The sequence below is a fragment of the Rhodococcus sp. P-2 genome, assembly GCF_016598535.1.
GTDB lineage: Bacteria > Actinomycetota > Actinomycetes > Mycobacteriales > Mycobacteriaceae > Rhodococcus_F > Rhodococcus_F baikonurensis.
In genome coordinates, this window is sequence record NZ_CP066779.1 from 1,704,659 (window position 1) to 1,728,326 (window position 23,668).

A 23,668-nucleotide genomic window follows, 5' to 3' on the forward strand; every position below is an offset into this window, starting at 1 on the left:
ACTAATTGAAGGGTTGAAAATGACTGATGCTTTTGTCCTCGACTACGTGCGCACGCCGCGCGGCCGAGCATCGACGCGAGGCGCCCTCCACGAACACAGCCCAGTGGATCTTGTCGTCCATCTGGCCAAGGCACTGCAAGGTCGAACGAACCTCGCCGCAGAGCAGATCGACGACGTCGTTCTCGGCTGCGCATCGCAGGTGGACGAGCAGGGAGCGAACATCGCGAGAACTGCAGCCCTCCTGGCCGGTTGGGGTGATTCCGTTCCCGGCGCGACTCTCAATCGTTTCTGCGCATCCGGCGTCGACGCGGTCGGCCAGAGCGCAGCCCGCATTCGCAGCGACGACGTGTCCCTCGTCGTGGCCGGTGGCGTCGAAAGCGTCTCCCGCACTCCGATGTTCAGCGATCGAGGACCTCTGTGGACCGACCCGGCAACCATTGCGCAGATCGGCTCCATCCATATGGGTGTTGCCGCCGATTTGAATGCCACGATCGAGGGGTACTCCCGCGACGAGCTGGACGCCTACGGCGTCGAAACCCAGCACAAGGCTGCCGAGGCCTGGCGCAACGGCGCATTCGAGCGGTCCGTTGTACCTGTTCCCGGAAGACACGGTGAACCTGGAATTGCGCACGACGAACTGGTCAGGGCAGACACGACAGCAGAGGGGCTCGCAGCACTGCCTGCCGCCTTCGAAGTGCTCGGCTCCGCCGGTCAGGATGCACTCGCGCTCGCCGCCTACCCTGAGGTCGGCAAGATCGAACACCTGCACACCGTCGGATCCTCTCCCGCCATGGCCGACGGCGCAGCACTCCTTCTCCTCGGATCCGAAAAGGCCGCGGCTAGAGCCGGCTTGACCCCTCGCGCACGGATCATCGGATCCGCATCGACTTCGGTGAATCCGGTTCTCATGCTCACGGCGGGCCAGAGCGCCGTCGAGGCAGTCATCGCACGGGCCGGGCTTCGTCCGCAGGACATCGACGTGTTCGAGTTCGCCGAGGCGTTCTCCGCGCTCTGCCTACGGTTCCGTCGCGATCTCGACGCCGGGCCGGACCGGATGAACCCCAACGGAGGCACGATGGCGATGGGCCATGCATTCGGCGCTACCGGAGCAATTCTCGTCGGTGCCTGCGTCGACGAACTGGTACGGAGCGACGGACGCTACGGTGTGGCCGCGGTCAGCGGCGCCGCCGGTGTCGGAGTCGCGGTTCTCGTCGAACGAATCGCCTCATGACCGCCAGTACGCTTTCGGGCCGCGTTGCCGTCGTCACCGGAGGGGGTAAGGGCCTCGGCCGCGCCGTCGCAGTGCATCTCGCGAGCCGAGGGGTCACGGTGATCGTCAACAATCGAAATCGCACACTCGACGCGCGCGGCCGTGGCCCTGCAGATCAGGTTGCCGACGAGATCCTCGAAGCCGGTGGCCACGCCGTCGCCAACCACGACGACGTTACCGACCCCGAGGTCGGACGAAAGTTGGTGGACGAGGCTCTCACTCGCTTCGGACGACTCGACTTCTGCATCACCAGCGCCGCGGTCAGCGGTCCACAGATGCTCCATCGCACCACCGCCGAAAACCTCAGTACCGTCATCACGACAAACGTCGTCGGGACCGCACTGGTTGCCGCCGAAGCCTCCCGAGTGATGCGCGAAGCCGGATTCGGGCGCATCGTGATGATTGCCTCGACCGCAGGACTGCACGGCGAACCGACCGTATCCGCCTATGCCGCCAGCAAGGGAGCCGTGATCGCCCTGGGGCGCACCGCAGCGGCCGAAGGTGCGAGCCACAACGTCTTCACCAATGTCGTCTTGCCCTACGCCACTACGCAGATGACCGAGTCCGGAATGGACCCGCGATTCATCGACATCATGGGTGCCGACCTGGTAGCTCCGGTGGTCGCTGCCCTCGTCGATCCCGAGTCCACGACCAACGGGCAGGTGATCGTCACGGCAGGCAACGGGGTGCGTTCGGCCGACGCCGTCGAAGGCTCGACCACCTTCCTGCCCACCACCACAGAACTCGATGCCAAAGCACTCGACGCACTACTCGTGACCAGCCGGCTCGGCACTTCTCACACCTACCCGAGCGCTCAGGAAGCCTTCGCGGACTTTGCTTCCGAACTGCTCGACCACCACAATCAGAAAGCGCGCGCATGACCGACATCCCACTGGGCCATCTTGCACTGAACTTCGGTGTGAGCGCACTCGCCGTGCTCGTCTTCATCGCAGTCGTGATGGCCGTCGCCATCCGGATGAACAATCACTCGATCATCGACATCTGTTGGGGGCCTGGATTCGCCGTCGTCGCCGTCGTCTCGTACGTGACGTCCATCGGATCGGACGGCAACGATCTGCGTCGCCTCGTGGTCCTGGCGCTGACCGTGGTGTGGGGAATGCGACTGGGCCTCTACATCGGTTTCCGTAACCGTGGGCACGGGCAGGACAAGCGCTACACTGCCCTGCTCAAACACCAACAGGGCCCGCTGGTTCCGTTCCTTATCCGTAAGATCTACGGACTCCAGGGCGTCCTCATTCTCGTGGTCTCGCTGCCCGTTCAGTTCGCGATGTACGAGTTTCGGACTCTCGGAATCCTGGGCGCCATCGGCATCGCAGTCTGGACAATCGGCTTCGTCTTCGAATCGGTTGGCGACTACCAACTTTCCCGCTTCAAGACTGACCCGGCCAATGCCGGCAGGGTAATGGATCGTGGGCTCTGGGCCTGGACCCGCCATCCCAACTACTTCGGTGACGCATGCGTCTGGGTCGGACTCTTCATCCTCGCATTAGGTGATCCATTGGCACTGATCACGATCGTCTCGCCGATCGTCATGATCAAACTGCTGGTGAGCTACAGCGGTAAAGCCCTGCTCGAACGCGGCATGCGTAAGAGCAAGGGGCAGGCCTACGACGACTACGTGGCCCGGACCAGCGGATTCTTTCCCCGCCCGCCACGCCCGGCACGAAACCACGCGTCATGAGCGCCCCCACGAGTGGTCTCGCCGACGTCTTCGACCTGGAATCGACCGGCCCGGACCGGTGGCAAGGGTCGAATGACGGTGTTCGGCTACCTCAGTTGTTCGGCGGCCAACTGGTCGCCCAGTCGATTCTCGCGGCCGGGCACACGGTCACCGACGGAAAATCGATCAGTTCCGTCCACACGCACTTCCTTCGCCCGGGTTCGCCGAATCACGCGACAGAGTTCTCGGTAGATCGACTTCGCGACGGAAAACGCCTGTCCACCAGAGGCGTCGACGTCCACCAGGACGGACGACTCGTCTGCCGCTCGACGGTCTCGGCCTCCTCGATCGACGAGGGCATCACTCACAGTCGGGCAACCCCCGCAGCGCTCCCACCCGAAGAGTGCGTGACCCTGCAAGAGTTGGCCGAGGCTGACGGCGGACTAGGCGACGTGTGGGAAGAGTTCTCCGCCATCGAGATTCGTGTGTCTCCACTCGATCTGCAGTCCCCTACGACGCATTCGGCGGCGCCTCCGCGCAACATCTGGATGCGGTCGGCGCAGCCCCTGAGCGACGATCCGCTCATTCACGTCGCTGCTCTCGCCTATGCCAGCGATCTGATGCTGATGGCAACCGCGCTGACTCCGCACGGCTACGACATCGGGCAGGAGCACTCGCTCGACACGGACTGGACGGGTGTGTCCCTCGATCACACGATGTGGTTTCAGCGTCCGGTACGAGCGGACGAGTGGCTGCTCTTCGAGCACTCGACACCCACAGCTCACGCCGGCAGAGCAGTCGTGAATGCCGCGGTCTTCGATCGATCCGGACTCCAGATCTGCCAGATCACTCAGGAAGCGTTACTCATTGCCCGTGTCGAGTGATTCCCGACTCTTTCTGCAGACCACTCGGTACGGTCTCCCGGTGCCCCAGGATGCGCGGCCTATGATTTCGGGGTGGTACGAGTGAATGCAGCCGGATCTTCGACACCCACCGCGTCGGCGGGCGTCACCGAGTTGCCTGCCGGTGGTCCCAACGCACTGGCCGTCACGCTCGGACTGTTGGGCGACGAGTGGAACCTCTGGATTCTGCGATTCGCCCTGTTGGGGTCGCGACGATACAACGACTGGCTGGCTCTCGGGGGAATCTCCAACTCCGTATTGTCCTCACGGTTGGCGGTCCTGACGGCCGGCGGGATGCTCGAGCGTCGTGAGTATCAGCAGAACCCGCCCAGGCACGAATACTCGGTCACCCGCAAAGGGCAGTCGATCTGGCCCGTCCTCATCACCATGTGGTCGTGGGAGAAGCAGTGGGCGCCCAACGAAACCCAGCCGCTTCCACCACTGCGGCACAGCACCTGCGGACACGACTTCACCCCGATCCTGCGCTGCAAGGAGTGCGGCGAGGACGTGGACGTACGGTCCCTGGACTCCGAAATGGGCCCGAGTGGCGACTTCTCACGCAGTGTCCCCGAAGCAACATCGCGACGACGCTCCACCAAGTCCGAACGCCGTCCGGAAATTCTGGCTCACACGATGGAACTCGTCGGCAATCGCTGGTCAGCCGCGATCGTCGGTGCAGCTTTCCGAGGCGCTCGCCGCTACGGAGAGTTCGCCGAGATCACCGGGGCACCACCGGCGATAGTCGCGGATCGCTTGAAGCACCTCACCGAGATCGGTGTGATGGAAACGCGTCCGCTTCCGGATCGCCCACAGTGGTCGGAGTATCGACTCACCCCCAAGGGCACGGCGTACTTCCCCGTCGTGATGTGCATGATCTCCTGGGGTCAGCGTTGGTTCAGATCCGCGGACGGCCCCGACATCGTTCTCCATCACAAGACCTGCGGTAAGCGATTCGAAGCACGCTTGGGTTGCAGTGTGTGTGGTGAAGAATTGAGGTCTTCGGACATTGAGGCGATCGACCTCACCACCTCGGTTCACGTACCCGGGTCCGGCTGGTCCTGAGGTCCCCGCTCAGCCGGTCGTGCGGATCCGGTCGAAGCTCCGACCTCGGTGTTCGAGCGGCAGCCGGTCCCCTCGCCCGAACAATTTGTTGCGCAGCGTCCCTGCTTCGTAGTCGCTCTGGTAAGCGCCCCGTCTGGTCAGCTCCGGAATCACATGCTCCACAATGTCTTCGAAGGTTCCCGGAGTCACCGCGTACGCCAGATTGAACCCGTCGACGTCGGTCTCGGCGACCCATTCCTGCAACTCGTCGGCGACCTCCGCGCCGGAACCGACGACGATCGGGCCCAGCCCTCCGATGCCCGCCCACTCCGCGATGTCTCCCACCGTCCACTCGCCACCCTTCTCGTCGGCCTGACGAAACGATGCGACCGCGGATTGAATGGCGTTGCTCTCGACGTTCCCGATCGGCTCGTCCGCTCGGTATCCGGAGAGGTCGATTCCCATCCACCCCGAGGTGAAAACGAACGCGCCTTCACTACTGGCGTAACTGCGGTAGTCCTCGAGCTTCGCCTGCGCCAACTCGGGGGTTCGGTCGGTGATGATCGTCAACAGTGTGTAGATGCGGGCCGAGTACGGATCTCGTCCGACCTTGGTCAGCTCGTTCCGGATGCGCGCAACGGTGTCTTTGAGAATCGCTTTTGTCGGTGCACCGACAAAGATCGCCTCGGCATTCTCGGCGGCGAACCGAACTCCGCGAGGCGACGCGCCCGCCTGGAAGATGACCGGCGTCCGCTGCGGAGAAGGTTCGGAGATGTGGATGCCCGGAACCGTGAAGTGCTTGCCTTCGTGCTCGATCGGATGAACTTTGGCGGGGTCCGTGTAGACCCCGGTGCTTCTGTCACGCACCACCGCGTCGTCTTCCCACGACGTTTCCCACAACTTGTAGAGAACTTCGAGGTACTCGTCCGCGTGGTCGTAGCGATCGTCGTGCTGGAGTTGGTCGTCCTCGCCCATGTTCCGTGCGGCCGACGGGAGGTATCCGGTGACCACGTTCCACCCGATTCGCCCGTTCGTCAGATGATCGAGGGTGCTCAAGCGCCGAGCGAACGGGTACGGATGCTCGAAGGCTGTACCTGCGGTGATACCGAAGCCCAAGTGCTCGGTCACGGCAGCCATAGCCGATGCCAGTAGCAGCGGGTCCGAGACCGGAACCTGCGCGCCCTGCCGCAGCGCTGCGTCGTGATTACCGCCGTACACGTCGTATGTTCCCAACACATCGGCCAGAAACAACCCGTCGAATCGTCCACGCTCGAGGAGCTTCGCCAATTCCGTCCAGTACCTCAGATCCGTGTACCTGGACGACTGGTCTTCCGGGTGGCGCCACAGACCAGGCGATTGGTGGGCGACGCAGTTCATGGCAAAGGCGTTGAAGCGGATTCTGCGGGTCATTCCCGCACCATGCCGCGCGTGCTCCGCGGTGACCACCATTGCGATCAGTGCGATCGGTTCGGCCGGCAGCTTGCACGCGATAACACCGTCGACTTCGCGACCTCGTCGGCGGGCCGCTACACTGACTAGCGCAGCTGTGACGCCTGAGGCTTCGTGCCGACAGGCAGAGCGGATGCAACAGCAGCACCGAGAAGCGAAAACCCCCGGCAGCACAGGGTTTTCAGCGCTTGTCGGTAACGCTCCCCGCCCTCGTAGCTCAGGGGATAGAGCATTCCTCTCCTAAAGGAAGGGTCGCAGGTTCGAATCCTGCCGAGGGCACCAGGTGGGACTCTCCCCCACATCGGCGCGACCGACGTGCCATTCTTGAATTCATGACGACGCCTCACTCCACGGCAACTCCCCCGAAGAACATGTCTTTGATCCCGGGTGGGACGTACTGGATGGGCTCCGAAGACTTCTATCCGGAAGAACGCCCAGTTCATCAGGTCACCGTCGACGGATTCTGGATGGACACGACGGCGGTGACGGTCGCCGAGTTCCGACGCTTCGTGAAGGCAACCGGCCACGTCACCACTGCGGAAATCGCCCCGGATGCCGCCGACTATCCCGACGCCGATCCTGCCCTCCTCGTTCCGGGCTCGTTGGTCTTCACTTCACCACCCGGTCCGGTCTCACTCGACGACTACACCCAGTGGTGGTCGTTCACTCCCGGCGCCGACTGGCGCCATCCCGAGGGAGCCGACAGCAACATCGGGGGACGTGAACGGCACCCGGTCACCCACGTGTCGTATTTCGACGCTCAGGCCTACGCCGCGTGGGCCGGCAAGGAACTCCCGACCGAGGCCGAGTGGGAGTTCGCCGCCCGCGGTGGACTCGATCGCCAGGCCTATGTGTGGGGCGATCACGACTCTCCGGGCGGGCGGCCTGGCGGCAATGTGTGGCAGGGACAGTTCCCCTGGGAGAACCTGCTCGAGGACGGGTACGAGCGCACAGCGCCGGTCGGAAAGTTCCGGCCCAACGGCTACGGACTGCTCGACATGGCCGGGAACGTGTGGGAGTGGACAGCCGATCACTACACGTCCGACCACGCCCACAGTTCCAAGAACGTCGCGCCGACCTCGTCGTGCTGCATTCCTCGTAATCCCCGAGCGGAGTTCGCCACGGAGGCCTTGGCGGGCGAACCCTACGCACGACGGGTGATCAAGGGCGGCTCACATCTGTGCGCACCGAACTACTGCTTGCGCTACCGCCCTGCCGCACGGCAGGCCGAATCCGAGGAGTCCTCGACCTGCCACGTCGGCTTCCGGTGCATCATCCGCATTCCGCAGACGTAGATCAGAAGGGCACGTCTCCGAGGATCGCCACGCGCTCCATCACGCGGCGATGGGGGAAGTAATCACTCGCCGCGTAGTGCTGGGTGGCCCGGTTGTCCCAGAAGGCAATGGAATTCGGCGCCCACTTGAAGCGGCACTGGAAGTCCGGGACCTTGACCTGTGCGAACAACAGGTTGAGCAGATCGTTGCCTTCGGCAGGATCCATGTCCGGAATGTGGGTGGTGAAGAGGCTGTTGACGAACAGCGTCTTTCGCCCGGTTTCCGGATGCTTACGAACCATCGGATGCAGGACCGGCGGGTACTGCTCCTTCATCTGTTCCAACTTCTCCGGGCTCATGCCGCGTCCGAAGGACGGCACAAAATCGTGGATGGCGTCCTTGCCGTCGATCAAGTCCTTGATCTCGTCGGGGAGGCAGTCGAAGGCGTTACCCATATCGGCCCAGAGGGTGTCACCACCGGCGGGCGGTACGTCGATCGCCCGAAGGACCGAACCGAGGGGCGGTGTCTTGGTCCACGTGACGTCGACGTGCCAGATGTTTTCGGTTCCTGGACTGTCTTCTCCGCGTTCGAATCTGACGACGGCCGGAACGTCTCCTTGCGGGAGAAGTGGATGAACCTCGAGTTCACCCCAATGGGCCGCGAAGTCACGATGATTCAAGCTCGAAATCGGCTGGTCCCGAAAGAACACGACCTTCCATTCGAGGAGGGCCCGACGTAGATCCTCGATCTGCTCCTCCGACGGATCACGCAAGTCGATGTCGGTGATCTCCGCACCGATGAACGGTGTGACGGGCGTCAGAGTGAACCGCTCGTACGGCATCGATTCAACGCCTTCCGGATTGCGGCGCATGCCACGTGGTCCGAATTCGATTGTGTGATTGCCGATTTGAACTGTGCGTGATGATGTAAGGATAGCCATGGGATGACTCCGTCCTGTCGGGTCTGAAGGGGTCACACGTCAGTCGACGCGTGCACCCGCTTTGCTCGTGTGCGTTTGTGTGCGCTTTGGGGTGCGATCAGTGCTCCTACCGCGAGATCAACCAGATGATCCACCGTCGTATCGAAATCTGGCTGCACAACCGGGTTTTCGTCTTCGCGGCGCTGCTCGAAGATGGCCAGAGCGGAGACGCTCATGTTGAACGTCAGATCGATCCGTTCAACCGCGACGCGGCGGGGCAGATGCGGCAAGGCCCTCGTCAACCTGCCGACTACCTCGTTGATTCCTTCACTGACCTCACGAAACTCAGCACTCTGTGTATCCACAGACGGTGAAATTCTCGCAATGAAACGCGCGTAGTTGGACCCGTCGACTGTCGCCACGAAATCGGCCAACGGGTACAGAAAGGCTTCGACCAAGGCGCGGACCAAGTCGGTCCGCCCACTGGCGTCGATGTCGTCGAGATATGTCAGTCGTGCTGCATTGATCTGATCCATCCGATGCCGGAATACGGCCAGTACCAGACCGTCTCGCCCACCGAAGTGATACTGAACTGCAGAGTTGTTGCGCTGCCCCGCCGCCGTTGCCACGTCCCTCATGGACACTTCGTGAATACCGTGCTCGGCGAACATACGCTCGGCGACGGCGATCATGGCGTTCTTGGCATCCAACGAGGCGGGCATGCACCGACCATATAAGTCACTGCCTTAATTCTGCAACACCCACCCCCTGTGAGTGGTTAGGGAGTGCAGGGACTCCTTAACCACTCACAGGGGTGATTGTCCCAGTCAGCGAGACCGAGGCTGCTAGCGAAGTCGTGACCGTTACGCTCCAATTTAAGACGACTGCTTAATCGACCCGGTTTTGCACACGCCAAGGAGCCTGCTGGTGAATCGCCATTCCATCCCGATCATTCCCGAGACGCCGAACGTCGCGGCCGCCGTGTACTACCCCGATCAGAATCCCCCGTACACCCGCCCGGAACCGCTTCGCCCGCCTGCCGGGGCACCGAACGTGCTACTGATCATGATCGACGACGTCGGATTCGGCGCACCTTCGGCGTTCGGTGGCCCGTGCCGCACACCCACGGCCGAGCGTTTGGCCGAGACCGGTGTGAAGTACAGCCGATTCCACACCACGGCTCTGTGCTCACCGACGCGTGCCGCCACTCTGACCGGACGCAACCACCACAGCGTCGGCATGGGTGTCATCTCCGAAATGGCGAATGCTGCACCGGGATACAACGGGACGCGTCCAGCTTCCGCGGCGACTGTTGCCCGTGTCCTGCAGGGAAACGGTTATGCGACGGGCGCTTTCGGCAAGATGCACCAGACCCCGACATGGGAGACCACCGCCGCCGGGCCGTTCGATCGATGGCCGGTCCGTGAGGGCTTCGACAAGTTCTACGGTTTTCTCGGTGCCGAGTCCGACCAGTTCACCCCGGTTCTCTACGAGGACTTCACGATGGTGGACTTACCCAAGACGCCACGGGAGGGCTACCACCTCTCCGAGGATTTGGTCGACCACGCGATCGAATGGGTCGAGGGTGTCAACACGATGGACCCGGACAAGCCGTGGTTCTGCTACCTCCCCTTCGGCGCCTGCCATGCCCCACTACAGGTTCCGGACCGCTACCTGGACAAGTACGTCGGCGAATTCGATCACGGGTGGGATCGTCAACGCGAGATCACCCTCGAAAAGCAGAAGGAACTGGGCGTCGTCGCTCCAGATACCGAGCTGGCCCCGTGGGCTCCGGGACTCCCACACTGGGACGAACTCGACGACGACCAGAAGAAGGTCTCGGCCCGTTTGATGGAGTTGTACGCGGCATTTCTCGAGCACACCGACGACGAGGTAGGCAGGCTCGTCGACCGGTTGCAGGACATGGGCGTCCTCGACAACACACTGGTGCTCTACATGATGGGTGACAACGGCGCTTCCGCCGAGGGCGGTATGGAGGGCTCGTTCAACTATCTCGCCGGCCTCAACGGTTACAAGAGTGCGACATCCGACGTGCTGGCGCGCTACGACGAATTGGGAACCGAAACCAGCTACCCGCACTATCCGGCGTCGTGGGCTCTGGCTCTCGACACCCCGTACCAGTGGGCCAAGCAGGTCGCGTCTCATTACGGCGGCACCCGTAACGGCCTGATCGCCCACTGGCCCAAGGGGATCGACAAGCCAGGCATCAGAGAACAGTGGCATCATTGCGTCGACATCACGCCGACAATCCTGGAAGCTGCCGGTATTCCGGCGCCGACCAGCGTCGACGGCGTCACCCAGAAACCGATGGAGGGCGTGGCGATGAACTACACCTTCGCCGAGCCCGAAGCCGAAGAGCGCCACACCACACAGTATTTCGAAATTTTCGGCAACCGCGGAATCTACGATCACGGCTGGACGGCAGTCACGGCGCACCGCGCACCCTGGCTGATGGCCACTCACGGCCTCGAGCTCACACCGATGAGCGAAGATCGTTGGGAGTTGTACGACACCTCGGTCGACTGGTCGCAGGCCCGCGATCTCGCGGACGAGCATCCCGAGATCCTGGCCCGGCTCAAGGAAAAATTCCTCGTCGAGGCCGCCAAGTATCAGGTACTGCCACTGGACGACAGAACGGTCGGCCGCCACGCCACCGCGGAATCACGACCACCGCATCCGATGATGGGCCGCACAACCCTCACTCTGTATCCACACATGAACGGACTGGTCGAGAAGGCTGCGCCGACGTTCTTCAACCGCTCGTACACACTCACCGCGAGTCTGGGTAGCGTCGCCGACGGCATGCTGGTCAGCCTCGGCGGCCGGTTCGGCGGATTCGCTTTGTACATACTCGATTCCGTTCCGGTCTACTGCTACAACTTCAGCGGCGGCGGCCGGACCTTCGTGCGTGGGCGCAACCCGCTGACACCCGATACGCGTGAAGTCTCCGTCCACTTCGAGTACGACGGCGGCGGAATCGGCAAGGGCGGAACCGCCACCCTGAGCGTCGACGGCGAGGTGGTCGCCGAGCGCCGGGTCGAGAAGACCACACGGGCGATCTTCAGCATGAACGAACAGCTCGACGTCGGCATCAATCGGGGCAGTCCGGTGGCGGAGGAGTTCGCCGAGCACGGCACCTTCCGTTACGGCGGCAAACTCAACAGCGTGACCATCGACTTGCGCTCCACGCGCGACGTGGTGTCGGCGCAGGAGAGGGAGAAGATCTCACTCGCCGTGCACTGATCGACCAAGTGACGCTCGCCGATTGTGCAGCCGCGCGCCATATCCGGCGCGCGGCTGCACAATCGCCCTGCGTCTATCCGACCGTGTACATCTGCAGGCACGGCCCGACCGGGCGAGCGTCCAGGATGTCGCGGGCCTTCTCACGCGCAGCATTGAACTCCCAGGGCACAGTGGTACCCGGCACTCCGAATCGATATCTACTCAAGGCACATGAACGCTGCGGTTCCGGTAGACGATCCAAGGCAGGCACCGCGTCGACGGAGAGCCCGTGTAAGTAGGAAACGTCGATGCTCTTGCCGCCCTCGAACCGCTCCACGTTCTTTTGCGCGATGTACGCGTCGGGGTTGAACACCGCGAAGGCCAGCAGCGCGACGGCTGAAGTGGCGAGAACGGCTGTGGGCAGCCACTTCCCGGACATCCGGATACCCGCGACGAGCAACAATACGAACACGAATCCCAGAAGTAACTCTGTGGCGAAGACGCTGACCCGGAGCACCGTGAAACCGTACTGATTCTCGTACAACCACATCCGGTGTACTGCGGACGCCACGATCACCAGGCTGAAGAGACACAGTGCACCCAACAGTCCGCGGGCAAGACGCCTCGATCCGGCGTCGCGGCGGTCGATGAACCGCACTGCGACCGCGATGACGAGCAGCGTCAGCACGGTGACCGCCATGAGCTGCCAGAAACCCTCACGCGCGTAGTCCGCATAGGTCAGTCCGTCGGTCACCTGTACGTGCTCGTCTCCCCCGAACAGCGTTTTCGTCTGCACTGCAACAAAACCGAGAAACAGCACGTTGAGCACTCCAAGCGGGACCGCCCACTCCCACATCGGCAACGGCGTCGCCGGTGCAGGCGCAAATGCGTCCACCGTCGGCGTTCTCCGACGCAGATACACCGCAACCAGCGTGCCGAACGCCATCACGACACCGGCGAAGATCCGTGCCCCCGGGTTCGACACCGAGATGGCAGGAGTGAAGCCGCCGAAGATCTTCGCGAACTCCGGATCCGCGCTCACGAACAAAGATCCGAAGATCAGCAGGAGAACAACCGATACTGCGCTGACGACGACAACTCGCACGGCCGACACCCGCGGAGCAGAGCGGGTCGAAAGTTTGCGACGACGAACGAAGTTGACCGTCCGATGGGGCGCCCGCCAGGGAGCGACCGTTCCGAGAAGTATTCCGGTCCACGTCCGCCCGCCGATCAGAGTCCACGTGAACAGAACCCACGCGGCTACGACGCAGAGAAACACCAACCACTCTGCACCGCGAACGGCGGCAACGCCCAGTAGTGCGAGCATCCCGATGGCGGCGACCCACTGCGTCACGGTCATCCGCGGCGGCGTCAGAATCCCGAACACGATCACCACGCCGACACCGACGATCACGTACGCGACACTCACGAACCCTGGATCAAGGATCAGAGCCGCAAGCACCCCTACTGCGACCGCGCCGACGAGCATCGAGCGGGTGGCCATCGACGTGCGATCGGGACGCCAGAATCGGCTGGGACGCTTGGGTTTCACGGCCGGCATCGGCGCTTTCGGTGGAATGACTATCGGAGCGCTCATGTGATCTCCTATGTTTCTTGTTCAGATTTCAGGGTCGGAAGTACAGACGAATGCCTGATGTAGGCATGCGCCATCGCGAGATCTCTCGATCTCGTCAGAGACTTTGATTCAGTTCTGCGGCAGCACTACTCGAATGCAGCAGCCCGAAGGGGCGTCGACGACGGCGATCCTGCCGTCATGCAATTCGACGGCCCACTTCGCGATCGCGAGGCCGAGCCCGGTGCCACCGTCTGTCGATCCGCCTCGTATGAAGCGGTCGAACACTCGCTCGCGGGCTTGTGGTTCGATGCCGGGGCCGTCGTCGTGGACGTCGAGCACCAACTCCCCTGCACTGCCGGTACGCACTCGGATGACAACTTTCGTGTCGACGTTCCCGTGCTGAACTGCGTTGCCCACCAGGTTGGTCACCACCTGATGGAGGCGATCCGGATCGGCTACGACGGACAATTGCGGAGGCTTCACGTCGATCTCGATGTCGCCCGCGCTCACACTCGACAGCTCGCGTAGGAACGGCTCGACCTCGAATCGGCGCCGCTTCAACGGCATCGCGCCACCCTCGAGTTTCGAGAGGTCGAGAAGATCGGCCACCAGCGCGCCCAGTCGTTCCGTCTGCCGCAGCGCCGATTTCATCATCGCCGGATCCGGTTCTTCGACACCGTCGACGACGTTTTCGAGCATCGCTTGCAAAGCGGTGATGGGCGTCCGTAATTCGTGGGAGACGTTGCCGATCAGTTCGCGGCGGTACCGGTCGTCTGCACCGAGGTCCTCGGCCATCCGATTGAACGCATGGGCGAGCTCGCCTACCTCGTCGCGGGAAGTCGCTCGCACTCGCCGCGAGTAGTCACCGCGCGCCATCGCCTTCGCTGCGGCCGTCATCTCGCGAAGCGGTGACGTCATTCCGTGTGCGAGCACCTGCGTAACTCCGAGTGCGACAACCAACGCCGTCAGAAGGGCGAAACGAAACGGTTGTTGCGAGGTCAACCAGAAACCACCCGCGGCGAACAACAGCGCTGCGACAACCAGGAGGCCGACCTTCACTTTGAAAGACCGCATCGGATCCAGCGGCCGTGGCCATCGTGCGAAAAGCCGGTCGACGACGCTCATCGCGGCACGTCCCAGGCGTACCCGACGCCGTGAACGGTCCGGATCACGGAAGGTCCGAGCTTGCGTCGTAGCGCCTTGACGTGGCTGTCGACGGTCCGACTACCCGCTCCCTCTCCCCAGCCCCAGATCTCCTCGAGCAGCGACTCCCGCGGGATCGCAGCTCGCGGCCGCTCCGCCAGGTAGGCGATGAGATCGAACTCGGTGCGGGTCAGGTGGACTTCTTGGGCATCACGGCGTACTCGACGCTCGGTCAGGTCGATCACGACATCGCCGAACTCGAGGAGGTCGGTCACCGGGCGAGCAGCGTGCTCCGCACGATCAGCGCGCCGAAGCAATGCCTGAACTCGTGCGACGAGGACACGCATGCTGAACGGCTTGCTCAGATAATCGTCGGCCCCGACACCGAGACCGATCAGCATGTCGGTTTCGTCGGCACGGGCGGTCAGCATCAGCACCGGCACCGGGCGCACGGACTGAATGCGGCGGCAGACCTCGAGTCCGTCGAATCCCGGCATCATCACGTCGAGCACCACCAGGTCGGCGTCCATCTCCTCGCAGCGGGTCACCGCGCTGGGACCGTCGAACGCCAGCTCGACGTCGTAGCCCTCGGCACGCAGCCTCGCCGCGATGGACTCGCAGATACTGACCTCGTCGTCGACCACGAGCACTCTTCGCTGACTCATGGAACTGACTGTATTCGGCCGTCGTGGATGAACCTGGGAGGACTTGTGAAGGTTCTGTGCAGGTTCTAGAACCTGCGGATGTTGTTGATCGGCAGATCCGCCAGCGGCGTCAGTCCGGTCGGAACACCAACTCCATAGGCGTTGAACACCATTCCGAACCCAGCGTAGATGCCGACATGGGTCGCACCGGGGTAGAAGGTGATGACGTCGCCGGGCGCCAGGGCCCACCGCGGAACCGGCTGTCCGACGTTGGCCTGCTGCTGACTGGTCCGTGGCAGATTCACTCCGGCCTGCCGAAATGCCCACTGCACCAGCCCGGAGCAGTCCCACGAGTTCGGACCGACGCCGCCCCACTGGTAGGGCTTTCCGGTCTGAGTGCTCGCTGCTGCCAGCGCGATCAGGCCTGCCGGACTCGGGATGGGCAGGGCAGCTGATCCACTGCTGATGCTGCCCGCGCTTCCCAGGCTGCCGGAGCTCCCACTACTGCCGCTACTGCCGAGGCTTCCCGGATCGGCCGAGGCAGGGGCAGCGGAGAGCAACAGGACACTTCCGGTCAGCAGAGCCGCGACCGTTCCCGTGCGGAGTGTCGACTTCTTCATGCATCCGTCCTTCGTGGGAGTCGTTTCGGCGCGCGGCAGCGCACCTCGATAGCTGTGAACTGGTAAGACACGTGAAAACAAACACTTCGTTCGGATGTTAACGGCGTGGACGTGGTGTTCGGACAGGAATGATTGATCCGATTTGTCGGTTTTCAACAAACAGGCCTTACGTCCCGGCCTGGCAGAAGATCAGGGAATGATGGGGGATTTCCTGGATCCGATCCTGCGACGAAGTCCATAAATTCGACTCATGCGCTCATACCTGCTCGTCGCCGCGGTCATCATCGGAGCCACCACGGCGCTGATCGGTTGCTCGACGCTCCAGCGCGCAGTGGAGATTCAATCGGATCTCGACGGACTCACCAGGTCGGGTGTCGTCGGGTCGATCGCAACACTCGACGACGGCACCACGACGGCTGTGATGACGAGCGGCGTGCCCAACCGGACCAACGGCGATTCGATCGGCAAGAACGACCGCGTCCGGATCGGTAGTGTGACAAAGACATTCACCGCTTCGCTCGTTCTGCAGTTGGTCGCCGAAACCAAGATCGACCTCGACGCACCGATCGAGCAGTACCTCCCGGGCCTACTGCACGGCAGTGGAATAGACGGCAGGGGCATCGACGGCAGCGGCATCGACGGCAGCGCAATCACCGTGCGACAACTGCTACAACATCGCAGCGGCCTTCCCGAATTCGCCGGAGAACCCGGCGCCGACGAATGGATTGCCGCAAACGAGGACCGTACGCTGACGCCGTCCGCCGCGGTCGCCATCGCCCTCGGTAAACCGGCGCAATTCGTCCCCGGAACGTCGTTCGTCTACACCAACACCAACTACATCGTTCTCGGAATGCTCGTCGAATCCGTGACAGGCCGCAGCTACGCCGATGAACTCCAGTCTCGAATACTCGATCCGCTGGACCTGGAAGACACGTACCTCCCGCCGGCCGGCGAGCGCGACATCAGGGGCGACCACCTGACGGGCTATCAAGATCTCGACGGTGGTCTGACCGATGTTTCCCGCACCGAACCGTCGATCCCGTGGTCTGCCGGAGCGATGGTCTCGACGGGCACAGACCTGAACGTCTTCTGGCGAGCACTACTCGACGGGCAGGTGGTGCCGGCCGAGCAGCTTGCCGAGATGACCACCCCTCAGGTCGCCGCCACCGAAGCCGAGGGATCCGGGTACGGATTGGGCGTCGGCGCCACCGAACTTCCCTGCGGCGTCACCTATATCGGCCACAGCGGCGGGATCTACGGGTACTACACGCTGTCCGGGGCGACGCCCGATCGTGCGTTCACCGTGACACTGACGTCGACGCCGAAGGACCAACCGGACACCGTCGCGATGCTCGCGCACGCGCTCTGCCCCTGACGCTCTTACCAGTACTGACGACGTTTTCCATCAGTATCCGCGACGAAGATGACCGCGTCCGCTCCGTTCAACTCCGAAGGTTTCAGCGGCAGGTGCCCTGGCAGGATTGGTTCGCCCGCAGTGACCGACGTGCCGAGCGCCGCTCGCAGGGCCGGAGTCGAGAACAGGGCACGCCGAGTGGTCACTTCGGCCAACGCACCCTGCAGAGTGCCCGGATCACTGTCTGGGTTGGCGTCGGTTGCCACGACTACGTAACGCTCTCCGAGGGCAAGTCCGACGAGTGAACCGGCGCTTCCCCAACTGACCACGTCGCCGTTGACCGGCATGTCGGACTGCACTCGCAAGAGATGGGCATTGTGTGCGAACAGCAGGCCCGGCCCGCGTCGCTGCTCCTGGGCGACGACGGCCAGCAGGTTCTCGGCCATCATCTCGGCACGCAGGCTGAGCAGAGTGCCGATGCGATCAGGAGCGGAACTCGCCATCGCGGCGTGGTATCGCAGAAGACCTACAGCGGTGCGTGCGTGTGCGAGGGCCAGGTCGTACCCGGTCGGGTCGGCGGACCGCAGCACCGGTGCGGCGCGCCGCAGGACGCTGCCGAGGTCGTCCGCAATGATGCGCAGGGCGCGAGCATGATCGGAGTTGCCGATAGACGCAGCCGGATCGAACATCGCCGCCGGGTTGCTCCAGTCGGTGTCCTGCCCGAGCAGAAGGTCGATGTCGTTGAAAGAGTGCGGCCGCATCGCAGCGGGCAGGAAGTCACCTGCCGCAGACAGCGCGCCACGTGGGCTCGGCGCGCCGGAATACTCCACCGGAGCGTCGAAGCCGTAGAAGCGAACTCGGTCGGCCGGAGCGCGACCGTCGTTGTAATCGCGTAGCCATTCGACGAGTTCGCGGTTACCCGGTACCGCCCCGAATCCGTGACTGAAGCCGGTGGCGAGCACCTTCTCGATGTCCACCTCTCCCCCGTTCACGTAGTCGTCGACGAGCAACGCCGCTAAGGCATCTGTTTCGAGCACGATCGACCGATATCCTCGTTCGACGAGTTGGCCGAGAAGTTCGTTGCGCAGCAACGGAAATGCCTTGATTCCGTGGGTCGGCTCTCCGAGGGCGAGTAGAGCCGGCCCCGTGGTTCGCGTTGCGAGCAGTTCGTCGACGGCACGACCAAGACTTGCCGCGTCTTCGAGTTGGCGGCCGAACTCACTCAGCGCTGGGGCAGTGGACATGATCATCCCTTTCGAAGGTGGACTGCCTTCGACAGTATCGTTGAAGGTTCGGGTGAAACTTTGACGATAATTACCTGGGGTATACCGTGAAAAGCCTCAATCGGAGGTGATCAGTGCGGCCCATCGACCTTGCGCGTGAACACGGGTTGTCCGCACAGGCGATCCGCAACTACGACGATGCCGGCGTCCTTCCTCTATCCGAGCGCAGCAACCACGGCTACCGGCGATACAACCCAGTTCACGCACAAGCCCTGCGTACTTTCCTCGCATTGCGCGGCGGCCACGGGCACCGGCGGGCCACGGAAATCATGCGTGCGACCAACCAGGGCGACACCGAGTCCGCCTACCGCCTGATCGACAGTGCGCACGTAACCCTGCTCGCCGAGCGAGGAACTCGCACCGAGGTAGCCACTGCGCTGGGGACTCTGTCCACCACAGCACCGGCACATGTACACGGTCCAGCGCTGACGGTGGGTGAGCTCGCGCGCCGTCTCGGCGTTCATCCGGCGACACTGCGCACATGGGAAGAGCACGGCATCCTGCGTCCCGAACGCGAACAGGCAACGGGTTATCGCGAATACGGTCCCGAGTGTGTGCGCGACGCCGAGATCGCACGGCAACTGCGGCGCGGCGGCTACCGACTGTCGCAAGTCGCCCAGTTTCTCGACTCGCTGCGCGAGGCAGGCGGAGCGGACGCGTTGGCAGCGTTCCTCGACTCCTGGCAAGACCGGCTGACCACACGCAGCCGCAACCTTCTCGCCGGCGCGGCCCAACTCGATGCCTATCTCACGATGCTGGATCAGACCTGGCTGCGTCGTCGATCACCGAACGATCAAGAAGTCAGTTCACAAGCCGCGCAAGGCTCCTCACCATCTCACTGACGGTGTCCGTCGACGGCCACGGAAACTCCGGGAGATCCGCGCGCAACATCACCTGTCCGTGGAGCGAGGTCCAGATCGACACCGCATCGACGAAAGTATCTGTGCTGGTCGACTTCCCAGCATCGACACACGCTTCGAGATTGGTCACCAGCGTGTTGAATGCGGCCAACCCTCGCGTATCCGATTGTGGAGACTGACCTTTCGGCCGAGACCACCCGAACAAGACCCGATACCGAGCAGGCTCGGAGATGCCGAACTCGACGTATGCCGAGCAACCAGCATACAAACCCTCGACAGGGTCGGCGTGCGCGGCAACGGCGTCGGCCACGGCGAGATGCAACTGCTCCAGCGATTCGGAGACCACCGCTTCGACAATGGCGTCGCGATCGGAAAAGTGTCCGTAGATAGATGGTGCGGATATCCCGACCTCGCGAGCGACCGACCGAAGCGTCACCGCTTGATCCGATCCGGTGCGGGCGATGAGCGTCGCCGCTGCGGCGACGATCTCTCCACGGAGCCGTGTGCCGCTTCCTCTTGGATTTCGGGCGCGAGTACTCCGAGATCCATTCGTCCCAGTTTCATCGGCATCCTCGGAAACATCACTCACGCGACAAACTTTACACATGTAAGGCGACGGGGTACGTTCTCATCACTAAACATCCGTAAGGTTACATTCGTAAGGACATGATGAATTCTCTCCACCTCACTGACCGGCGACGATGGGCGGCTCTGGGCGCCCTCTGCACTTCCCTCGTCGTAGTCACGATCGACAACACCATCCTCAACACCGCCATCCCGACCCTTGCCCGCGAACTGCCGGCGACCACCGTCGACCTGCAATGGATCAACAACGCATACACATTGGCGTTCGCCGCCTTGCTCATCACGGCAGGTGGACTCGGCGCGAGATTCGGTCACCGTCGGATACTTCTGACCGGCCTCACCTTGTTCACCCTCGGGTCAGCCTTCGCAGCCCTCTCGCACACGTCGTTGCAGCTGATCGGCTGGCGAACAGTGATGGGGGCAGCCGCCGCACTGGTCATGCCGGCCACGCTGTCACTTGTCGTCTCGATGTTCGTTCCGCACGAGAGAGGCCGGGCGATAGGCATCTGGTCTGCAACCGCCGGACTCGGAATCGCGATCGGCCCTGTAGCCGGTGGCGTACTACTCGAACATTTCAGTTGGGGAAGCGTCTTCTGGATCAACGTCCCATTGGTCGCCGTTGTGATAGCCGCGACGGTTTCTCTTGTGCCCTCAGTTGAAGGAATGGGAAAGGGTTCCTTCGACATCCCCGGACTCCTGTTGTCTGCCGGCGGACTGGCTTTGATCGTGGATGCCCTCACTCAAGCAAGCCTGCGCGGATGGTCTTCGCCCATCACGCTGCTGGAGATCGTCAGCGCAACAGCACTTCTCGCCGGATTCGTCTGGTGGGAGCTGCGGGCCCCGGCGCCGATGACAGATGTGCGCATCTTCACCAGCCGAGTGTTCAGCATGTCCAATGCCATCTTGGCCGCCACGTTCTTCGCCTTGTTCGGAGTTCTCTTCACGTACACGCAATACCTTCAATTCGTTCGCGGGTACGGTCCATTGATTGCCGGCGCCGGTGCAGTTCCGTTTGCACTGGTGATGGCAGTTGTAGCGTCGAGCAGCGATCGTGTGGTCGGCCGACTCGGGGTGCGCAGTTCGATCGCGGGCGGCCTCACGCTTATGTCCGTGGGACTGTTGGTCTTGTCGATCGCCGCAGGTAGGTACGCACCGTCCGGGATCCTCGCTGCGATCATGGCACTGGTCGGCGCCGGGATGGGGCTGGTCATGGCTCCAGCCACAACTGCGTCCATGTCGTCGGTTGCGCCTCAACAGGCTCCGATGGCAAGTTCGATCAACAGTGTCGTACGGGAATTGGGTGGAGTTCTGGGTGTCGCCGTCGTCGGGACGGTCGTAGCAACGGTTTTCCGGTCCCGCTTCGAACCAGGAGTCGGCACTTCCACAGTCGATCTGGCGCAGATCCACGCCGACGCTCCCACGGTGGGCGCTGTGGCCGATGCAGCGAATCAGGCTTACAACTCGGCGATGTGCATCGGAATCCAGATCTGTGCCGCAGTCGCGTTCCTCGGTGCGTTGACCATCATTACGTTGTTTCCCGCACCACGTCGCCCGGCTTCTTGTCCTCCCGCAGACCCCGCCAACTCGGATGGCGAAGGCGTCCGGTTGCCGTCCAATCCATGAACCGCACCTCACCGACGAGTTCAGGCCTCACCCAGACCGCCCCCTTTCGGTCATCTGCTGGAAGTTCCTCCTCGAACGGACTTTCCTTCTGACGCAACGGTTCCAGCACCGCAAGCAGTGACTCCAAATCACGATCACTGAATCCGGTACCGACGCGGCCCACGTAGGTCAATCCGTCCTCACCCGGAATTCCCATGAGCAGCGCCCCGATCCCCTGCGCTCGATTGCCCTGTCCGGTGCGCCACCCACCGATCACCACCTCTTGAGTGCGCCAGTTCTTCACCTTGATCCAACTCGACCCACGCCGTCCCGGAAGGTAGACCGATGCACGACGTTTGGCGACGATCCCTTCCCACCCGGCATCGGTACTCACCTCCAACGCGTTCTCCGCCGTACCCTCGATCTGTGGGGGCACCTCGAGCTCACCGACCTTGCCCGCCAACGCATTCAACACGGTGCGGCGATCCGAATAGGATTTCCGCAGCAAAGACACTCCGTCGAGGTACAGAAGATCGAAGGCCAGGAATATCGGTTCCCCACCTCGCTGGAGGAGGCCGAAATCTGTAACTCCCGCGTCGTTGTACGCCACCACTTCACCGTCGAGAATTACGTCATGACCGTCCAGCACCTCGGCCAACCCGGCAAGGGCTGGATAGTCCCCGGTCTTGTCGTTACCCGCGCGACTGCGAAGCGACATTGTGCCCGAATGATATTCGAGGATCACTCGAATCCCGTCCCACTTGCCTTCGAAGGCCCACTCCTGCGGGTCGAGACCTTCGAGCGTTCCAGCGGTGGCAAGCATCGGCTCGAGATTCTTGGGAAACTCAGTTCCGAAACTCGCGTTCTGATCCTTCATCAGATGCATCAGCCACTGGTCGCCCTTTGTCCGGATCAGCGCGAATCGTCCCTGCACCCGTTCGCCGCTGAGGCGCACAATCACTTCGTCTTCACGCCACTTCTCGGTCTCGTACGTCCCGGAATCCCAGATCGTCATCGAACCGCCGCCGTACTCCCCCTTCGGAATCGTGCCCGAGAACGTGGCGTATTCGAGCGGGTGATCCTCGGTGTGCACGGCCAACCGATTCTCTCCGGCACTGGTCGGCACGCCCTTCGGAACAGCCCAGGACACGAGCACACCGTCCCGCTCGAGACGAACGTCGTAATGCAATCGTCTGGCGTGATGTTCCTGGATCACAAAGGTATTGCCCGCGCTCTCCTTGGTCACCGCAGCAGGGATCGGCTCCGGTGTCCGGTCGGCCGACCGCTTGTTGCGATAGTGCGTCAACGTGTCGGCTACAGCCGCCGAGACCGGCGGATCCAGATCGCTCAGCAGATCGCCGTCGGATTCGACACGCTCCAGAACCTCGTCGAACAACAGATGCCGTAGTTTCGGATCGTCGAGTTCATCCCAACTGCGCGGCGCGGCAACATAGGGTTGATCGCGACCGCGCATCGAATACGGCGCAATGGTTGTCTTGGCTGCGTTGTTCTGACTCCAGTCCACGAAAATCTTGCCTGCCCGGACATTTCGAGCCATCGTCGCGGTGACGAGATCCGGGTGAAGCTTCTCGAGCCCGGTGGCGATCTGCTTGGCGACAGTCGACGCACCACTGCCGTCCAAGGCTCGATCCAGTGGAACGTAGAGGTGAATTCCCTTGCTACCACTGGTTACCGGATAGGCAGTCCACCCCAGAGTTGCGACCAGATCGCGAATCGACCTCGCCACCTCGGCGCACTGGGTCAACCCGACGCCTTCGCCCGGGTCGAGGTCGAATACAAGTCGCGTCGCCGGACCACGCTCGGAACCGTCGAATCGCCATTGGGGAACGTGCAATTCGAGTGCGGCCTGCTGACCCAGCCACGCCAGGGATGCAACGGAATCGAAGATCGGGTAGGTGACGACACGATCAGAATGTTGCAGCGACGCACGCGTGAGCCACTGCGGGGCAGACGATGCAAGGTTCTTCTCGAAGAAGGACTGACCGTCCACACCGTTGGGCCAACGCTTACGAGTGCCCGGCCTACCGACTACATGCGGAAGCATGACTGCGGCGATACGGGTGTAGTAGTCGATGACTTCGGCCTTCGTAGTGCCGCTCTCGGGGTAAAGGATCTTGCCCAGATTGGTCACGGACACGGTTGTGCCGTCGAGTGTGATCTGACCCCGATCCGTCGTTGCCATTTTCTCATTGTGCTGGATA

General features: G+C 62.7%; 20 protein-coding genes and 1 tRNA gene. 11 read left to right on the forward strand and 10 right to left on the reverse strand.

Going from position 1 to position 23,668, the window contains the following annotated elements; genetic code table 11:
- Window positions 1–19 precede the first annotated feature (19 nt).
- The 5 genes from I7X09_RS08040 to I7X09_RS08060 all read left to right on the forward strand — a co-directional run bounded on the left by I7X09_RS08040 (window position 20) and on the right by I7X09_RS08060 (window position 4,915).
- Window positions 20–1,231, forward strand: coding sequence for an acetyl-CoA C-acyltransferase (locus tag I7X09_RS08040; RefSeq protein ID WP_200316341.1), 1,212 nt, complete (start codon window positions 20–22; stop codon window positions 1,229–1,231).
- The gene (locus tag I7X09_RS08045; protein ID WP_200316343.1) at window positions 1,228–2,151 is read left to right on the forward strand and encodes an SDR family NAD(P)-dependent oxidoreductase; all 924 of its coding nucleotides are present in this window, start codon (window positions 1,228–1,230) and stop codon (window positions 2,149–2,151) included. The genes I7X09_RS08040 and I7X09_RS08045 overlap by 4 nt, the downstream gene beginning before the upstream one ends.
- The gene (locus I7X09_RS08050) at window positions 2,148–2,972 is read left to right on the forward strand and encodes a DUF1295 domain-containing protein (RefSeq protein ID WP_095971138.1); all 825 of its coding nucleotides are present in this window, start codon (window positions 2,148–2,150) and stop codon (window positions 2,970–2,972) included. Before I7X09_RS08045 ends, I7X09_RS08050 begins: the two co-directional genes overlap by 4 nt.
- Window positions 2,969–3,835: an acyl-CoA thioesterase gene (locus tag I7X09_RS08055; RefSeq protein WP_200316345.1), complete on the forward strand. Its 867-nt coding sequence runs from the start codon at window positions 2,969–2,971 to the stop codon at window positions 3,833–3,835. Before I7X09_RS08050 ends, I7X09_RS08055 begins: the two co-directional genes overlap by 4 nt.
- A gap of 81 nt (window positions 3,836–3,916) precedes the next feature.
- Complete coding sequence (locus I7X09_RS08060; protein WP_124567503.1) at window positions 3,917–4,915, forward strand: winged helix-turn-helix transcriptional regulator; 999 nt, start codon at window positions 3,917–3,919, stop codon at window positions 4,913–4,915.
- Between the two features lie 9 nt (window positions 4,916–4,924).
- Here the strand turns inward: I7X09_RS08060 and I7X09_RS08065 are convergent, their stop codons facing one another.
- Complete coding sequence (locus I7X09_RS08065; protein WP_200316346.1) at window positions 4,925–6,304, reverse strand: LLM class flavin-dependent oxidoreductase; 1,380 nt, start codon at window positions 6,302–6,304, stop codon at window positions 4,925–4,927.
- Window positions 6,305–6,549: 245 nt separating this feature from the next.
- Between I7X09_RS08065 and I7X09_RS08070 the strand changes: the two genes are divergently transcribed.
- Both I7X09_RS08070 and I7X09_RS08075 read left to right on the forward strand, forming a co-directional pair.
- Window positions 6,550–6,625: transfer RNA gene (locus I7X09_RS08070), tRNA-Arg, on the forward strand.
- 50 nt (window positions 6,626–6,675) lie between these two features.
- The gene (locus I7X09_RS08075) at window positions 6,676–7,638 is read left to right on the forward strand and encodes a formylglycine-generating enzyme family protein (protein ID WP_124567505.1); all 963 of its coding nucleotides are present in this window, start codon (window positions 6,676–6,678) and stop codon (window positions 7,636–7,638) included.
- A gap of 1 nt (window position 7,639) precedes the next feature.
- Here the strand turns inward: I7X09_RS08075 and I7X09_RS08080 are convergent, their stop codons facing one another.
- Complete coding sequence (locus I7X09_RS08080) at window positions 7,640–8,557, reverse strand: TauD/TfdA dioxygenase family protein (protein ID WP_124567506.1); 918 nt, start codon at window positions 8,555–8,557, stop codon at window positions 7,640–7,642.
- 32 nt (window positions 8,558–8,589) lie between these two features.
- Window positions 8,590–9,258, reverse strand: coding sequence for a TetR family transcriptional regulator (locus I7X09_RS08085; protein ID WP_200316347.1), 669 nt, complete (start codon window positions 9,256–9,258; stop codon window positions 8,590–8,592).
- Between the two features lie 205 nt (window positions 9,259–9,463).
- Here I7X09_RS08085 and I7X09_RS08090 point away from each other — a divergent pair, with 205 nt between their 5' ends.
- On the forward strand, window positions 9,464–11,800 hold the full coding sequence (locus I7X09_RS08090) for an arylsulfatase (protein WP_124567508.1): 2,337 nt from the start codon (window positions 9,464–9,466) through the stop codon (window positions 11,798–11,800).
- Between the two features lie 73 nt (window positions 11,801–11,873).
- On the opposite strand, the gene I7X09_RS08095 is transcribed toward I7X09_RS08090, so the two are convergent.
- The 4 genes from I7X09_RS08095 to I7X09_RS08110 all read right to left on the reverse strand — a co-directional run bounded on the left by I7X09_RS08095 (window position 11,874) and on the right by I7X09_RS08110 (window position 15,762).
- Window positions 11,874–13,376, reverse strand: a complete 1,503-nt coding sequence (locus tag I7X09_RS08095) for a DUF4153 domain-containing protein (protein ID WP_325100610.1) — start codon at window positions 13,374–13,376, stop codon at window positions 11,874–11,876.
- Window positions 13,377–13,484: 108 nt separating this feature from the next.
- Window positions 13,485–14,480 (reverse strand): HAMP domain-containing sensor histidine kinase, encoded by a 996-nt coding sequence (locus tag I7X09_RS08100; RefSeq protein WP_095971203.1) that lies wholly within the window; start codon window positions 14,478–14,480, stop codon window positions 13,485–13,487.
- Window positions 14,477–15,163, reverse strand: a complete 687-nt coding sequence (locus I7X09_RS08105) for a response regulator transcription factor (RefSeq protein WP_095971204.1) — start codon at window positions 15,161–15,163, stop codon at window positions 14,477–14,479. Before I7X09_RS08105 ends, I7X09_RS08100 begins: the two co-directional genes overlap by 4 nt.
- Window positions 15,164–15,228: 65 nt before the next feature.
- A complete protein-coding gene (locus I7X09_RS08110; protein WP_200316348.1) occupies window positions 15,229–15,762 on the reverse strand; it encodes an NlpC/P60 family protein in 534 nt (177 codons plus the stop codon).
- Window positions 15,763–16,012: 250 nt separating this feature from the next.
- Between I7X09_RS08110 and I7X09_RS08115 the strand changes: the two genes are divergently transcribed.
- On the forward strand, window positions 16,013–17,137 hold the full coding sequence (locus I7X09_RS08115; protein WP_200316349.1) for a serine hydrolase domain-containing protein: 1,125 nt from the start codon (window positions 16,013–16,015) through the stop codon (window positions 17,135–17,137).
- 5 nt (window positions 17,138–17,142) lie between these two features.
- On the opposite strand, the gene I7X09_RS08120 is transcribed toward I7X09_RS08115, so the two are convergent.
- Window positions 17,143–18,366: an erythromycin esterase family protein gene (locus tag I7X09_RS08120; protein WP_200316350.1), complete on the reverse strand. Its 1,224-nt coding sequence runs from the start codon at window positions 18,364–18,366 to the stop codon at window positions 17,143–17,145.
- A 107-nt stretch (window positions 18,367–18,473) separates the two neighbouring features.
- Here I7X09_RS08120 and I7X09_RS08125 point away from each other — a divergent pair, with 107 nt between their 5' ends.
- The gene (locus I7X09_RS08125) at window positions 18,474–19,241 is read left to right on the forward strand and encodes a TioE family transcriptional regulator (RefSeq protein ID WP_234036842.1); all 768 of its coding nucleotides are present in this window, start codon (window positions 18,474–18,476) and stop codon (window positions 19,239–19,241) included.
- Here the strand turns inward: I7X09_RS08125 and I7X09_RS08130 are convergent.
- The gene (locus I7X09_RS08130) at window positions 19,201–19,848 is read right to left on the reverse strand and encodes a TetR/AcrR family transcriptional regulator (protein ID WP_200316351.1); all 648 of its coding nucleotides are present in this window, start codon (window positions 19,846–19,848) and stop codon (window positions 19,201–19,203) included. The genes I7X09_RS08125 and I7X09_RS08130 overlap by 41 nt on opposite strands.
- 77 nt (window positions 19,849–19,925) lie before the next feature.
- Between I7X09_RS08130 and I7X09_RS08135 the strand changes: the two genes are divergently transcribed.
- Window positions 19,926–21,467, forward strand: a complete 1,542-nt coding sequence (locus I7X09_RS08135; RefSeq protein ID WP_200316352.1) for an MFS transporter — start codon at window positions 19,926–19,928, stop codon at window positions 21,465–21,467.
- Here the strand turns inward: I7X09_RS08135 and I7X09_RS08140 are convergent.
- Window positions 21,370–23,649, reverse strand: coding sequence for an ATP-dependent DNA ligase (locus I7X09_RS08140; RefSeq protein WP_200316353.1), 2,280 nt, complete (start codon window positions 23,647–23,649; stop codon window positions 21,370–21,372). The genes I7X09_RS08135 and I7X09_RS08140 overlap by 98 nt on opposite strands.
- Between the last annotated feature and the right edge of the window lie 19 nt (window positions 23,650–23,668).

Excerpts from the sequence above, each read along its gene's own strand:
- I7X09_RS08040 (WP_200316341.1), top strand. The coding sequence starts at position 20 with ATGACTGATGCTTTTGTCCTCGACTACGTGCGCACGCCGCGCGGCCGA.
- I7X09_RS08045 (WP_200316343.1), top strand. The coding sequence starts at position 1,228 with ATGACCGCCAGTACGCTTTCGGGCCGCGTTGCCGTCGTCACCGGAGGG.
- I7X09_RS08050 (WP_095971138.1), top strand. The coding sequence starts at position 2,148 with ATGACCGACATCCCACTGGGCCATCTTGCACTGAACTTCGGTGTGAGC.
- I7X09_RS08055 (WP_200316345.1), top strand. The coding sequence starts at position 2,969 with ATGAGCGCCCCCACGAGTGGTCTCGCCGACGTCTTCGACCTGGAATCG.
- I7X09_RS08065 (WP_200316346.1), bottom strand. The coding sequence starts at position 6,304 with ATGACCCGCAGAATCCGCTTCAACGCCTTTGCCATGAACTGCGTCGCC.
- I7X09_RS08075 (WP_124567505.1), top strand. The coding sequence starts at position 6,676 with ATGACGACGCCTCACTCCACGGCAACTCCCCCGAAGAACATGTCTTTG.
- I7X09_RS08080 (WP_124567506.1), bottom strand. The coding sequence starts at position 8,557 with ATGGCTATCCTTACATCATCACGCACAGTTCAAATCGGCAATCACACA.
- I7X09_RS08085 (WP_200316347.1), bottom strand. The coding sequence starts at position 9,258 with ATGCCCGCCTCGTTGGATGCCAAGAACGCCATGATCGCCGTCGCCGAG.
- I7X09_RS08095 (WP_325100610.1), bottom strand. The coding sequence starts at position 13,376 with ATGAGCGCTCCGATAGTCATTCCACCGAAAGCGCCGATGCCGGCCGTG.
- I7X09_RS08100 (WP_095971203.1), bottom strand. The coding sequence starts at position 14,480 with ATGAGCGTCGTCGACCGGCTTTTCGCACGATGGCCACGGCCGCTGGAT.
- I7X09_RS08105 (WP_095971204.1), bottom strand. The coding sequence starts at position 15,163 with ATGAGTCAGCGAAGAGTGCTCGTGGTCGACGACGAGGTCAGTATCTGC.
- I7X09_RS08110 (WP_200316348.1), bottom strand. The coding sequence starts at position 15,762 with ATGAAGAAGTCGACACTCCGCACGGGAACGGTCGCGGCTCTGCTGACC.
- I7X09_RS08115 (WP_200316349.1), top strand. The coding sequence starts at position 16,013 with ATGCGCTCATACCTGCTCGTCGCCGCGGTCATCATCGGAGCCACCACG.
- I7X09_RS08120 (WP_200316350.1), bottom strand. The coding sequence starts at position 18,366 with ATGATCATGTCCACTGCCCCAGCGCTGAGTGAGTTCGGCCGCCAACTC.
- I7X09_RS08135 (WP_200316352.1), top strand. The coding sequence starts at position 19,926 with ATGATGAATTCTCTCCACCTCACTGACCGGCGACGATGGGCGGCTCTG.
- I7X09_RS08140 (WP_200316353.1), bottom strand. The coding sequence starts at position 23,649 with ATGGCAACGACGGATCGGGGTCAGATCACACTCGACGGCACAACCGTG.